Source organism: Mycobacterium sp. E2327 (assembly GCF_001672675.1).
In the GTDB taxonomy this organism is placed as follows: Bacteria; Actinomycetota; Actinomycetes; order Mycobacteriales; family Mycobacteriaceae; genus Mycobacterium.
In genome coordinates this window covers 16,428-29,953 of record NZ_LZKE01000107.1, presented here as the reverse complement: position 1 = coordinate 29,953, position 13,526 = coordinate 16,428, and the positions used below count along the sequence as shown (strand labels likewise).

8 protein-coding genes are annotated in these 13,526 nt (G+C 66.5%); 5 read left to right on the top strand and 3 right to left on the bottom strand.

Going from position 1 to position 13,526, the window contains the following annotated elements:
- The first annotated feature begins 134 nt into the window (after positions 1 to 134).
- The 3 genes from A5712_RS12450 (at position 135) to A5712_RS12440 (ending at position 2,535) form a co-directional block, all read left to right on the top strand.
- Positions 135 to 1,154 (top strand): SDR family NAD(P)-dependent oxidoreductase, encoded by a 1,020-nt coding sequence (locus tag A5712_RS12450; RefSeq protein ID WP_068104965.1) that lies wholly within the window; start codon positions 135 to 137, stop codon positions 1,152 to 1,154.
- A gap of 4 nt (positions 1,155 to 1,158) precedes the next feature.
- Positions 1,159 to 1,962, top strand: coding sequence for an SDR family oxidoreductase (locus A5712_RS12445; protein ID WP_068104963.1), 804 nt, complete (start codon positions 1,159 to 1,161; stop codon positions 1,960 to 1,962).
- 141 nt (positions 1,963 to 2,103) lie between these two features.
- On the top strand, positions 2,104 to 2,535 hold the full coding sequence (locus A5712_RS12440) for an SRPBCC family protein (RefSeq protein ID WP_068104961.1): 432 nt from the start codon (positions 2,104 to 2,106) through the stop codon (positions 2,533 to 2,535).
- Here A5712_RS12440 and A5712_RS12435 read toward each other — a convergent pair.
- From A5712_RS12435 to A5712_RS12425, 3 genes are all read right to left on the bottom strand, one after another.
- Positions 2,483 to 5,419: an RND family transporter gene (locus A5712_RS12435; protein ID WP_068104958.1), complete on the bottom strand. Its 2,937-nt coding sequence runs from the start codon at positions 5,417 to 5,419 to the stop codon at positions 2,483 to 2,485. The two genes, A5712_RS12440 and A5712_RS12435, sit on opposite strands and share 53 nt — an antisense overlap.
- On the bottom strand, positions 5,416 to 5,844 hold the full coding sequence (locus tag A5712_RS12430) for an MmpS family transport accessory protein (protein WP_255404405.1): 429 nt from the start codon (positions 5,842 to 5,844) through the stop codon (positions 5,416 to 5,418). Before A5712_RS12430 ends, A5712_RS12435 begins: the two co-directional genes overlap by 4 nt.
- Before the next feature lie 136 nt (positions 5,845 to 5,980).
- On the bottom strand, positions 5,981 to 6,589 hold the full coding sequence (locus A5712_RS12425; RefSeq protein ID WP_068104955.1) for a TetR/AcrR family transcriptional regulator: 609 nt from the start codon (positions 6,587 to 6,589) through the stop codon (positions 5,981 to 5,983).
- A gap of 100 nt (positions 6,590 to 6,689) precedes the next feature.
- On the opposite strand from A5712_RS12425, the gene dnaE reads away from it, so the two are divergent.
- Together dnaE and A5712_RS12415 are read left to right on the top strand one after the other, a co-directional pair.
- Positions 6,690 to 10,235 carry a DNA polymerase III subunit alpha gene (gene dnaE, locus A5712_RS12420; RefSeq protein ID WP_068104953.1) on the top strand — a complete coding sequence of 1,182 codons (3,546 nt, stop codon included), beginning with the start codon at positions 6,690 to 6,692 and terminating at the stop codon, positions 10,233 to 10,235.
- Between the two features lie 106 nt (positions 10,236 to 10,341).
- Positions 10,342 to 13,521, top strand: coding sequence for an adenylate/guanylate cyclase domain-containing protein (locus tag A5712_RS12415; RefSeq protein ID WP_068104951.1), 3,180 nt, complete (start codon positions 10,342 to 10,344; stop codon positions 13,519 to 13,521).
- Positions 13,522 to 13,526: the final 5 nt, after the last annotated feature.

The following is a 13,526-nucleotide window of genomic DNA, read 5'->3' as shown; positions in this document are numbered from 1 at the left end:
ATGGCCGTGGTGTGGCCGCCCGGGTGAGCTGCCGGACCGGAGTTCGGATGGCGGCAATCCGCCGCTGCCGGCCGGCCGATGCCCTAGGTTGGTTTTATGACCCACGTCACATTGCCCCTCAGGAGCGACAGCCGATGAATTTGCTTGGCGACTTGACCCACATGGTGGAAAAGCCGTTTGCGGCGGTCTCCAACATCATCAACACCCCCAACTCGGCCGGGCGATATCGACCGTTCTACTTACGGAACCTGCTGGACGCGGTGCAGGGCCGTACGCTGCGCGACGCCGTGGAAGGCTGCACCGTCCTCATCACGGGAGGGTCGTCGGGTATCGGCGCAGCCGCCGCCAAGAAGATCGCGGAGGCCGGCGGCGTGGTGGTGCTGGTGGCGCGAACCCGGGAGAACCTCGAGAAGGTCGCCTCGGAGATCGAGGGCGAGGGCGGCACCGCCCACATCTACCCGTGCGACCTGACCGACATGGAAGCCATCGCCACGATGGCCGATCAGGTGCTCGACGACCTCGGCGGCGTTGACATCCTCATCAACAACGCGGGGCGCTCGATCCGGCGATCGCTGGAGCTGTCGTACGACCGCATCCACGACTACCAGCGGACCATGCAACTGAACTACCTCGGCGCGGTCCAGCTCATCCTCAAGTTCATCCCGGGCATGCGGGAGCGCGGCTTCGGCCAGATCATCAACGTTTCCTCGGTCGGCGTGCAGACCCGCGCGCCGCGCTTCGGCGCCTACATCGCCAGCAAGGCCGCCCTCGACAGCCTGTGCGACGCGCTGCAGGCCGAAGTGGTCAACGACGACGTCAAGTTCACCACCGTGCACATGGCGCTGGTGCGCACGCCGATGATCAGCCCGACCACGATGTACGACAAGTTCCCGGCGCTGACGCCCGACCAGGCCGCCGGCGTGATCACGGACGCGATCGTGCACCGCCCCCGCCGCGCGAGCTCGCCGTTCGGCCAGTTCGCTGCCGTCGCCGACGCCGTCAACCCCGCGGTGATGGACCGCGTCCGCAACCGCGCGTTCGCCATGTTCAAAGATTCAGACGCGGCCAAGGGCGGCGAATCATCCAGTGACGCAGAGCCTTTCGACAAGCGGAGCGAGACGTTTGTCCGCGCGACCCGAGGGATACATTGGTGAAACCATGAGTCTTCCGAAACCCGACACCGACACCACCGTCGTCATCACCGGCGCCTCCTCCGGTATCGGCGCCGAACTGGCCCGCGGCCTGGCCCGCCGCGGCTTTCCGCTGTTGCTGGTCGCGCGGCGCCGCGACCGCCTCGACGACCTCGCCAACGAGGTGGGCCAGGAGTACTCCGTGGCCGTCGAGGTCCTGCCGCTGGACCTCAGCGACGCCAAGGGTCGCGCAAAGCTGTCGGACCGGCTCCGCACCGAGCCGATCGCCGGCCTGTGCAACAGCGCCGGTTTCGGCACCAGCGGGATCTTCCACGAATTGCCGCTCGAGCGCGAAAGCGAAGAGGTGACCCTCAACGCGCTCGCCCTGATGGAGCTCACCCACGCCGCGCTGCCGGGCATGGTGGAGCGCGGCGCGGGCGCCGTGATGAACATCGCCTCGATCGCCGGGTTCCAGCCGTTGCCGTACATGGCGGTGTACTCGGCCACCAAGGCGTTCGTGCAGACGTTTTCCGAAGCCATTCACGAGGAGCTGCATGGGACGGGGGTGTCGGTGACCGTCCTGTGTCCGGGCCCGGTGCCCACGGAGTGGGCCGAGATCGCCAACGCCGAGCGGTTCAGCATCCCGGTGGCGCAGGTCTCGCCCCACGACGTCGCCGAGGCGGCGATCGGCGGGATGCTGGCCGGCAAGCGCAGCGTGGTGCCGGGCATCGTGCCCAAGGTCGTCAGTACCGGCGGCCGGTTCGTGCCGCGCACGTTGCTGCTGCCCGGGCTGCGGATCGGCAACCGATTCCGCGGCGGGCCCAGCCGCTAGTACTCGGCGGTGGGGCCGCGCTAGCGAGTGTGAATCTTGGGCGCTGTGTGTGAGTCCACGGCGACTAAACCGCGACATCCGCGCCATGGGCTCACACGGAAAGCCGTGGGCTCACACTGTGCCGGCAGCTACGTTTGATTAGTGGCCGCCGTTGAGATGACCGCCGACATGCCGATGGCCCCGCAGGTGATGTGGGACCACGTCTCGGACCCGTCGGAGCTGGGGGAATGGCTGGTGCTTCACGAGGGCTGGCGCAGCGAGCTGCCAGACGAGATCACCGAGGGCACCCAGATCGTCGGCGTCGCGCGTTCCAAGGGCCTGCGCAACCGGGTGACCTGGACGGTGACCAAGTGGGACCCGCCGCACGAGGTGGCGATGTCGGGATCGGGCAAGGGCGGGGCGAAATACGCCGTCACGCTCTCCGTGCGGCCCGCCGACGGCGGGTCGACCCTGGGCCTGCGTCTCGAGCTGGGCGGGCGCGCGTTGTTCGGCCCGGTGGGCTCGGCCGCGGCCCGCGCGGTCAAGGGAGACGTGCAGAAGTCGCTGAAGCAGTTTGTCGATCTGTACGGGTAGGCATCACCGCGGTGTCGTCGTCGTCCCACAGCAGCAACTGACGCACCGAGGCGCGCGACCCATACGGCTGCAGCATCGTGCTGGCCGGGCGCGGGCGCACCCGTTGGGGCCACCAGAACCAGCGCCCGAGAAGCGTTGCGACGGAGGGCGTCATGAAGGAACGCACGATCAGCGTGTCGAACAACAAACCAAGGCCGATGGTCGTCCCGATTTGGCCGAGCACCTGAAAACCGCTGAACACGAACGCGCACATGGTGACCGCGAAGACCAGCCCGGCCGAGGTGACCACCGAACCGGAACCGGCCATCGAGCGAATGATGCCGGTCTTGAGACCGGCGTGGATCTCCTCCTTGAACCGGGAGATCAGCAGCAGGTTGTAGTCGGATCCGACCGCCAAGAGCAGGATCACCGCCAGCGCCAGCACGACCCAATACAGCTTGATGCCGAACAGGTACTGCCACACCAGCACCGACAGCCCGAACGAGGCCCCCAGCGACAGGGCCACCGTCCCGACGATGACGAGCGCGGCGATGAGGCTGCGCGTGATGATCATCATGATCAGCAGGATGAGGGCCAGCGCGGCGAATCCCACGATCAGCAGGTCGTAGTTGGCGCCCTCTTTGATGTCCTTATACGTGGCCGCCGTGCCGCCGACATAGATCTTGGCGTCGGCCATCGGGGTGCCCTTCAGGGCCTCGTGCGCGGCGTTGACGATCGGGTCGATGTGTGAGATGCCTTGCGGCGTCGCGGGATCGCCGTCATGGGTGACGATCATCCGGGCCGCCTGGCCGTCGGGGGAGAGGAACAGCTTGAGCCCCCGTTTGAAGTCGGGGTTGTTGAACACCTCGGGGGGCAGGTAGAAGCTGTCGTCGTTCTTCGCGGTGTCGAAGGCCTGCCCCAGCGCCGTCGCGTTGTCGATCGCGGCCTGCGTCTGGGCGTTGATGCCGGCCTGGGTGGCGTGGCTCGCCAGCGCCAGCTCGCGGTTGGTCTCCTGGCTGTCGATCTGGGGCGGTATCAGCGCCACCAGTTTCGGCTGCAGCGCGTCGAGCTTGTCCAGGGTGGCCGTGAGGTTCTCAAACTTCTCCGTGAGCTGGTCGACGCCGTCGAGCGCGTCCAGGACCGAGCGGATGGCCCAGCAGGCGGGGATGTCGAAGCAATGCCTCTCCCAATAGAAATAGCTGCGAATCGGCCGGAAGAAGTCGTCGAAGTTGGCGATCTTGTCCCGCAGGTCCCGGATCGTGTCGACCGTGTCGTGAAAGCTCTGCGTCTCGCTGTGGGTGGCGTCGGCCAGCTGCTGCTGCAGGGCGTACTGCTGCTTGAGGATGTTGATGGTCTTCGCCAGCTCGCCGGCCTGCTTGAGCAGGTCGTCCGCTCGATCCCGTTGGTAGGTCAGGTTTTCCTGCTGGGCGGCGCTCTGATTGCTGATCACGAACGCGAGCGAGCTGTGAATGAGCGGGGTTCCCAACGGCCGGGTGATGGTCTGCACCTGCGCGATGCCGGGGACGTGGAACACCGCCTTGGCCACCCGGTCCAGGATGAGCATGTCGGCCGGGTTGCGCATGTCGTGATCCGTTTCGACCATGAGCAATTCGGGCTCCAGGCGGGCGCGGGAGAAGTGCCGCTCGGCCGCGGTGTAACCGATGTTGGCCGGGGCGCTGGCGGGCATATACGGCCGGGTGTCATAGCTCGTCTTGTATCCGGGCAGCGCCAGCAGGCCCACGAGGGCGAGGGCGCACGCGGCGGTGAGCACGGGGGCGGGCCAGCGCACGATGGCGGTGCCGATCCGTCGCCAACCGCGCGTCCGCATAACGCGTTTCGGCTCGAACACGCCCAGGGCAGCACCCAGGGTGAGCACCGCCGGCCCCAGCGTGAGCGAGGCGATGAGCGCGACGACGATGCCGAGAGCGGCTGGGATGCCCAGGCTTTGGAAGTAGGGCAACCGGGTGAAGCTCAGACAGAAGACCGCGCCGGCCACGGTCAGCCCCGAGCCCAGGACAATATGGGCCGTTCCGCGGTACATGGTGTGGTAGGCGGTTTCCTTGTCCTCGCCGGTCCCGCGCGCCTCCTGATAGCGGCCGACGAAAAATATCGCGTAGTCCGTGCCGGCGGCGATCACCAGCAAAGTGAGGATGTTCGTCGCGTACGTGGACAACCCGATGATGCCGGCGTTGCCAAGGAAGGCGACGATTCCCCGGGCGGCGGACATTTCGATGAGGACGGTGAAAAGCACGAGCAGCATCGTGAAGACGGAACGGTAGACGAACAGCAACATCACCGCGATCACCCCGACGGTGATCGCCGTGACCTTCGCGGTGCCCTTGCTGCCGACGTCGAACTGATCGGAGATCAGCGGCGCCGCGCCGGTCACGTAGACCTTGACGCCGGGCGGGGGCTGCATGTGCTCGATAATGTCGCGGACGGCGCCGACGCCCTCGTTGGCCAGCGCCGAGCCCTGGTTACCGGCCAGGAACAGCTGAACATAGGCCGCCTTGCCGTCGTTGCTCTGCGACCCCGCCGCGGTCAGGGTGTCGCCCCAGAAGTCTTGAACGTGCTCGACGTGCTTCTTGTCCTGCTCGAGCTTGCGGATCATCGCGTCGTAGAACTTGTGCGCTTCCGCGCCGAGCGGCTTGTCGCCTTCCAGGACGATCATCGCCTGGCTGTCGGTGTCGAATTCCTGAAACTTCTGGCCGATGCGCTTGATCGCCTTCAGCGACGGCGCGTCGGGGGAGTTCAGCGCCACATTATGGGTCTTTCCCACCTCTTCCAGCTGCGGCACCGCGATGTTGGTGATCGCGGCGAGCGCGATCCAGAACAGCAGGATCGGCAGCGCGAGCCGGCGGATGATGTGCGGCACGCGGGGCCGTCTCTCTTCGTGGTTGCTCATCCCGACTTATCCAGGCAGAAGGTATAGGCGTCGACTTGGTTCACTGTGCGTTCGTCCTTGACCTCACCGTTGACGGTGATCCGGCAGCCGAGGGTGTCCCCGGTGCCTTGCGCCACCACGTTGCCGATCACTGCGGGCTCGGTCGAGGTGATGGTGTACGACCAGGGGAGTGGCGCGTTCTTGACTTGCTGCGGTTGAGCGTTGACATCCAGGTAGTTGATGGTCGCCACCGCGCCCGGCGCGCCGAAGACCTCGAGGACCACCTTTTTGGGGTTGAACGGGACGATTTCTTGGGCCAGGCCGCTGTTGGCCGAGACGTTGGAGTGGGAGCCGAAGATTCCGTGCAGGCGGTAGATGGCGAACCCCGTGAGCGCGATTACGAGCACCGCGACGAGCGGAATCCATCCCCGTCTGACGAGGGACATGATCGAAATCCCTTTCACCCGTTGGATATTCGATGCGCGGGCGCGACGGTCACGCGGCTCTTGCGAGCGTGGCCGTCGGATACGACCCTACGGTACTGACCAGTACTGCACAAGAGACGTGACCGTACACTTTGTATCAATTTTCCTGATATCCCCCGGATCGGGTGAGTCCCGGCAGGATGAAGCCGTCGACCAGGGCTTGCACCGTGCGACGGTCGGGTGCCTGCCCGGGGATGATCGAGCGGAATATCAGGTAGCCGGGCAACAGGTCCCACAGCTCGTCGGCGACCGCGCCCTCGGATATCTCGCCGCGGTCGATCGCCCGCCGCAGCACGTGCTGCAGCAGCGCCTTGCGCTGATCGAGGAACTGGTGCTGCAACGCATCGCCCAGGGCGGGATGGCGCGACGCCTCCACGAGCACCGCGCGGATGGTGCTGGCGAGCTGGGGGCCCTGCTGACAGATCTTGTCCCCGATATGCAGCAAATCGCCCCGCAACGTGCCGGTTTCCGGCGGGACCGCGATCTGGCAGATGCCCTCGATGAAGGCGGCCAACACCAATTCGGCCTTCGAGGGCCAGCGCCGGTACACCGTTGCCTTGCTGGCCCGGGCCTCACTGGCCACGGCGTCCACCGTCAACCCGTCGTAACCGTGCTCCTGCAAGAGCCGCAAGGTCACCGCCAGCAGTTCGGCCTCTCGCGGCGACCACGGTGACGACACCGCGTACGGGTCTGCAATCTGGGTCATAGCGCCACCTTAAATCCGCCCCGCCCAAACAGCGGAGTAAGAGACACACGACGCGACACGCCGGGGAAGCGTCGGTGGTCGGTCATACACTGGCGTCCCTATGAGCGGTTCATTTTCCGGGTCCTTCGTGCACCTGCATAACCACACCGAGTACTCGATGCTGGACGGTGCCGCGAAGATCGCGCCGATGCTCGCCGAGGTCGAGCGGCTGCAGATGCCCGCGGTCGGGATGACCGACCACGGCAACATGTTTGGCGCCAGCGAGTTCTACAACGAGGCGACCAGGGCCGGGATCAAGCCCATCATCGGTGTCGAGGCGTACATCGCGCCCGGTTCCCGCTTCGACACCCGCCGCGTCACCTGGGGCGATCCCAGCCAGAAGGCCGACGACGTCTCCGGCAGCGGCTCCTACACGCACCTGACCATGCTGGCCGAGAACGCCGCCGGCCTGCGCAACCTGTTCAAGCTGTCCTCGCTGGCCTCCTTCGAGGGTCAGTTGAGCAAATGGTCGCGCATGGACGCCGAGCTGATCGCCGAACACGCCGAGGGCATCATCATCACCACCGGCTGTCCGTCCGGGGAGGTGCAGACGCGGCTACGGCTGGGACACGACCGCGAGGCGCTGGAGTCGGCCGCCAAGTGGCGCGAGATCGTCGGGCCGGACAACTACTTCCTCGAGCTGATGGACCACGGGCTGACCATCGAGCGGCGGGTCCGCGAGGGCCTGCTCGAGATCGGCCGGGCGCTCAACATTCGCCCGCTGGCCACCAACGACTGCCACTATGTCACCCGCGACGCCGCCCACAACCACGAGGCGCTGCTGTGCGTGCAGACGGGCAAGACGCTGTCGGATCCCAACCGCTTCAAGTTCGACGGCGACGGCTACTACCTGAAGTCGGCCGCCGAGATGCGCCAGATCTGGGACGACGAGGTGCCCGGCGCCTGCGACTCGACGCTGTTGATCGCCGAGCGGGTGCAGTCCTACGCGGAGGTGTGGGCGCCGCGCGACCGGATGCCGGTCTTCCCGGTGCCCGACGGGCACGACCAGGCGTCCTGGCTGCGCCACGAGGTGGACGCCGGGCTGGCCCGGCGGTTTCCCGCGGGCCCGCCCGAGGGCTATGAGCAGCGGGCGGCCTACGAGATCGGGGTCATCTGCGACAAGGGCTTCCCGTCCTACTTCCTGATCGTCGCCGACCTGATCAACTACGCGCGGTCGGTGGGCATCCGGGTCGGGCCCGGCCGCGGTTCGGCCGCCGGATCCCTGGTGGCCTACGCGCTGGGCATCACCGACATCGACCCGATCCCGCACGGGCTGCTCTTCGAGCGGTTCCTCAACCCCGAGCGCACGTCGATGCCCGACATCGACATCGACTTCGACGACCGTCGCCGCGGTGAGATGGTGCGCTACGCCGCCGACAAGTGGGGCTCGGACCGGGTGGCCCAGGTCATCACCTTCGGCACCATCAAAACCAAAGCGGCGCTGAAGGATTCGGCGCGGATCCACTACGGCCAGCCGGGCTTCGCCATCGCGGACCGGATCACCAAGGCGCTGCCGCCGGCGATCATGGCCAAGGACATCCCGCTGTCGGGCATCACCGACCCGAACCACGAGCGCTACAAGGAGGCCGCCGAGGTCCGCGGCCTGATCGAAACCGACCCCGACGTCCGCACCATCTACCAGACCGCGCGCGGCCTGGAGGGCCTGATCCGTAACGCGGGCGTGCACGCCTGCGCGGTGATCATGAGCAGCGAGCCGCTGACGGAGGCGATCCCGCTGTGGAAGCGGCCGCAGGACGGCGCCATCATCACCGGCTGGGACTACCCGTCCTGCGAGGCCATCGGCCTGCTGAAGATGGACTTCCTGGGGCTGCGCAACCTGACGATCATCGGCGACGCGATCGAGAATATCAAGGCCAACAAGGGAATTGATCTCGACCTGGAGTCGGTGCCGCTGGACGACAAGGCCACCTACGAGCTGCTGGGCCGCGGCGACACGCTCGGGGTGTTCCAGCTCGACGGCGGGCCCATGCGCGACCTGCTGCGCCGCATGCAGCCGACCGGCTTCGAAGACGTCGTCGCCGTCATCGCGCTGTACCGGCCGGGCCCGATGGGCATGAACGCCCACAACGACTACGCCGACCGCAAGAACGGGCGCCAGGCGATCAAACCCATCCACCCCGAGCTCGAGGAACCGCTGCGCGAGATCCTCGCCGAGACCTACGGCCTGATCGTGTATCAGGAGCAGATCATGCGCATCGCGCAGAAGGTGGCCAGCTACTCGCTCGCCCGAGCCGACATCCTGCGCAAGGCGATGGGCAAGAAGAAGCGCGAGGTCCTGGAGAAGGAGTTCGAGGGTTTCTCCGACGGCATGAAGGCCAACGGCTTCTCCGCGGGTGCCATCAAGGCGTTGTGGGACACCATCCTTCCGTTCGCCGACTATGCGTTCAACAAGTCGCACGCCGCGGGCTACGGCATGGTCTCCTACTGGACGGCCTACCTCAAAGCCAACTATCCGGCCGAGTACATGGCCGGGCTGCTGACGTCGGTCGGCGACGACAAGGACAAGGCGGCCGTCTATCTCGCCGACTGCCGCAAGCTGGGCATCACGGTGCTGCCGCCGGACGTCAACGAGTCCGGGCTGAACTTCGCGTCGGTGGGCGCCGACATCCGCTACGGGCTGGGCGCGGTGCGCAACGTGGGCGCCAACGTGGTGAGCTCGCTGATCAGCACCCGCGGCGAGAAGGGCAAGTTCACCGACTTCTCGGACTACCTCAACAAGATCGACGTCTCGGCGTGCAACAAGAAGGTCACCGAGTCGCTGATCAAGGCCGGCGCGTTCGATTCGCTCGGCCACGCCCGCAAGGGCCTGTTCCTGGTCCACACCGACGCCGTCGACTCCGTGCTGGGCACCAAGAAGGCCGAGGCGATGGGCCAGTTCGACCTGTTCGGCGGCGGCGAGGCCGGCACCACCGACTCGGTGTTCACCATCAAGGTGCCCGACGACGAGTGGGAGGACAAGCACAAGCTGGCTCTCGAGCGGGAGATGCTGGGGCTGTACGTGTCCGGGCATCCGCTCAACCGGGTGGCGCATCTGCTGGCCGCGCAGGTCGACACCGCGATCCCGGCGATCCTCGACGGCGACGTCCCCAACGACACCCAGGTGCGGGTGGGCGGCATCCTGGCTTCGGTGAACCGGCGGGTCAACAAGAACGGAATGCCCTGGGCCTCGGCGCAATTGGAGGACCTCACCGGTGGCATCGAGGTGATGTTCTTCCCGCACGCGTACTCCACGTACGGCGCCGAGATCGTCGACGACGCCGTGGTGTTGATCAACGCCAAGGTCGCGATCCGCGACGACCGGATCGCGCTGATCGCCAACGAGCTTGTGGTGCCGGACTTTTCCAACGCCCAGCCGGACCGGCCGCTGGCGGTCAGCATGCCGACGCGCCAGTGCACCTTCGACAAGGTCAGCGCGCTCAAGCAGGTGCTGGCCCGTCACCCCGGGACGTCGCAGGTGCACCTGCGGCTGATCAGCGGGGACCGGATCACCACGCTCGAACTGGACGCATCACTGCGGGTGACGCCGTCGCCGGCCCTGATGGGCGACCTCAAGGAGCTGCTGGGTCCGGGCTGCCTGGGCGTTTAGCGGGTCGCCGCAATCGACCATTTCAACTAGGGCCATTCGTGCCGTTAAGCCCTATTGTTAGCGAATCGGGTGGGTGTACTGGTGTACTCGAGAACTAGGGGCCCGAATGGCGGCGGCAGCATCCACGTGCGCGACGTGCGAAATCGAACTTCGCGAGGGGGCCCGTTTCTGCGACAGCTGCGGTTCGCCGATAACGCCGCAGCAATCCGCGGAGTACAAGCAGGTGACGGTGTTATTCGCCGACGTGGTGGGTTCGATGGACATCGCAGAGGCCGTCGGTGCCGAGCGCTTGCGCGAGATCATGGCGGACCTGTTCGACCGCTGCGCCGCGATCGTTGACCGTTACGCCGGAACCGTGGACAAATTCACCGGCGACGGCATCATGGCCGTTTTCGGGGCACCGATCGCGCTGGAGGATCACGCATTGTGCTCCTGCCTGGCAGCCCTGGATATTCAGGAGGCGGTGCAAGAGCTGGCCGGGCAGGTGCAGCGCCGAGACGGCATCCACCTTCAATTGCGGGTGGGGCTGAACTCGGGTGAGGTTATTGCCGGCGATGTCGGCTCGAACCCGTGGAATTACACGGCCGTCGGTGTTCAGGTCGGCATGGCCCAGCGGATGGAATCGGTGGCGCCGCCCGGCGGAGTCATGCTCAGCGAGTCGACCGCGCGCCTCGTCGACGACGTCGCCGCGCTTGGCACCCCCGAAAATGTTCTCCTCAAGGGCGTGGAGGACCCGGTGGTCGCCTGGCCCTTGCTGTCCATGCGGACGGGGCGCTTTCATTACAGCCGGCGGGTGTCGAAGCTGGTTGGGCGCACTTGGGAGCTCGCCACCTTGACGGCGTTGCTTGATCGGTCGGCGGCGGGCCGTGGCTGTGTGGTGGGCGTGGTCGGTCCCGTCGGGATCGGCAAGAGCCGCGTTGTCGACGAGATTGTGGCCGTAGCGATCCCCCGTTTGATTCGGGTTTTCTCGACATACTGCGAATCCCACACCGGCGAAGTCCCCTTCCTGGTGGTGGAGCGGCTGATGCGGGCGGCGTTTGGGGTGGAAGACATGAGTGACGACCAGGCCAGGGCGCTGCTGCGCGAGAGAGTGCCCGCCGCCGATCAAGCGGATCAGGTGCTCCTCGAGGACACCCTGGGAATTCGCGACCCCGACGACGAACTGCCCGATATCGCCCCCGACGCCCGGCGGCGGCGTCTGACGGCGCTGGTCTGCGATGCGGCCCTCGCCAGCACGGCGCCCACCGTCTATGTCATCGAAGACGCTCACTGGATCGATCCGTCCAGCGAAACACTGTTGGCCGACTTCATCAGCATCGTCCCTCGGACCCATTCGTTGGTGCTGATCACCTATCGTCCCGAGTACACCGGCGCGCTGAGTCAGCTGGCTGGCGCACAGAGGATTTCCCTTACGCCGCTTAGTTTTTCGGACACCAAAGCGCTGGTCGCCCAGCTGCTGGGTACCGACCCGTCGGTTGCCGGGCTGGTCGAGCGGATCGCCGAGCGCGCGGCCGGCAACCCGTTTTTCGTCGAGGAAATCGTGCGCGACTTGACCGATCGAAATGTGCTCCAAGGCGCCCCCGGCGCATACCTGAACGCAAGTGGATCAACCGATGTCGCCGTCCCGGCCACGCTTCAGGCAGCCATCGCCGCGCGCATCGACCGACTCGACGGCGCGACCAAAGCGACATTGAACGCGGCGGCAGTGATCGGTGTCCGCTTCCGCGCCGACCTGCTGGCTGCGCTGGCGGATTGCTCGACGTTGGACCACCTGGTGCACGCCCAGCTGATCGAGCAGGTGAATTTCACGCCGGTCGCGGAGTACGCATTCCGCCAGCCGCTGATCCAGACGGTGGCCTATCGATCACAGCTCAAGGCTGGTCGCGCAGCGCTGCATACGCGGCTGGCGGCAGCGCTTGCGGAGCGCGACCCCGGATCGGCGGACGAGAACGCGGCGCTGATCGCCGAACATCTGGAGGCGGCCGGTGACCTGGCGGCAGCGTTCGGGTGGCACATGCGGGCCGGGACGTGGTTGACGCGACGCGACATCCGTGCCGCGCGCATGAGCTGGCAACGCGCGTGTCATGTTGCCGACCGGCTGCCGGGCGACCAGCCGGGGCGCGCCGCAATGCAAATCGCGCCGCGCGCGCTGCTTTGCCTCAGCGCTTGGCGGTTCGGCGGCCGTGTGGACGACACCATCTTCGACGAATTGCACGAGCTGGCGACCGCCGCCGATGACAAAGCCTCGCTCGCCATGGGTATGGCCGGACAGATCATGGCACTCAACACCTACGGTCGCTACCGCCAAGCCGCGGCAATGGTGACGGAATTTGTGAATCTTCTTGATTCGCTGGGCGATCCGGTTCTCTCCGTCACTTTGCGTCCAGGTGCCCTCACCGCGAAGTTCGGGGCCGGTGAGCTCGCCGAGGTGGTGCGTTTGGCCGACAGGATCATCGACGAGGCCCGCGCGGATCCGCAGAACGCGGACACCATCGTCGGGTCGTCCTTGGGAATCGCCACAATGATGCGCGCGGCCGCCCGGATGTGCTGGGGCGCCCCGAATTGGCGGCAGGAGGTCGACCGTGCGGTCGCTCTGGGTGACGAGATCGAACCCGGTACGCGTTCGATCATGCTCCTGCACATCTACGGCATCGGGGTAGTAAACGGGCTCCTGGTTCCCGACGCGGCGATGCTGAGCGCATCGCAACAAGCCCTTCGCGCTGCCGAGGAGCGGGGCGACCAATTCGCGTTGGCGTGGGCCAGGTTTCTGCGCGGCCTCATCCTGGTGCAACTCGACGACGCGCACCGCGTCCAAGGTTTCGATCTCCTTGCCCAATCCCAGGTGACCGGCTCACAGGACCGGCTCAATCAGGCGGCTCTGCAGCAGCTCAAGGTCGAGCGCGCCAAGGAGCAGGCACGTGCCGGTGACCTCGACAATGCGATAGCGCAGCTGCGGGCGGTTGTGGAGGCGCATTCCGCAACCGACCCGACGACGTTCCACGCGGCCGCCACTGCCGCTTTCGTGGAAACGCTGCTGCAACGCGGCCGGCCAGAGGATCTGGATGAGGCTGCCGGAGCGGTCGAACGGCTGGGCGCCCTGCCGACCGAACCCGGATTTGTATTGTTCGACGTTGCGCTGCTGCGGTTGCGGGCATTGCTGGCGCGGGCTCGCGGTGAAGACGCCGCGCATCACGACTTCGCCGAGCGCTACCGGGCGATGTCATCATCCTTCGGCTTCGAAGGACACATGGCGGCGGCGCAGGTCCTCCGGGAGCAAAACGCGTAGTTGCA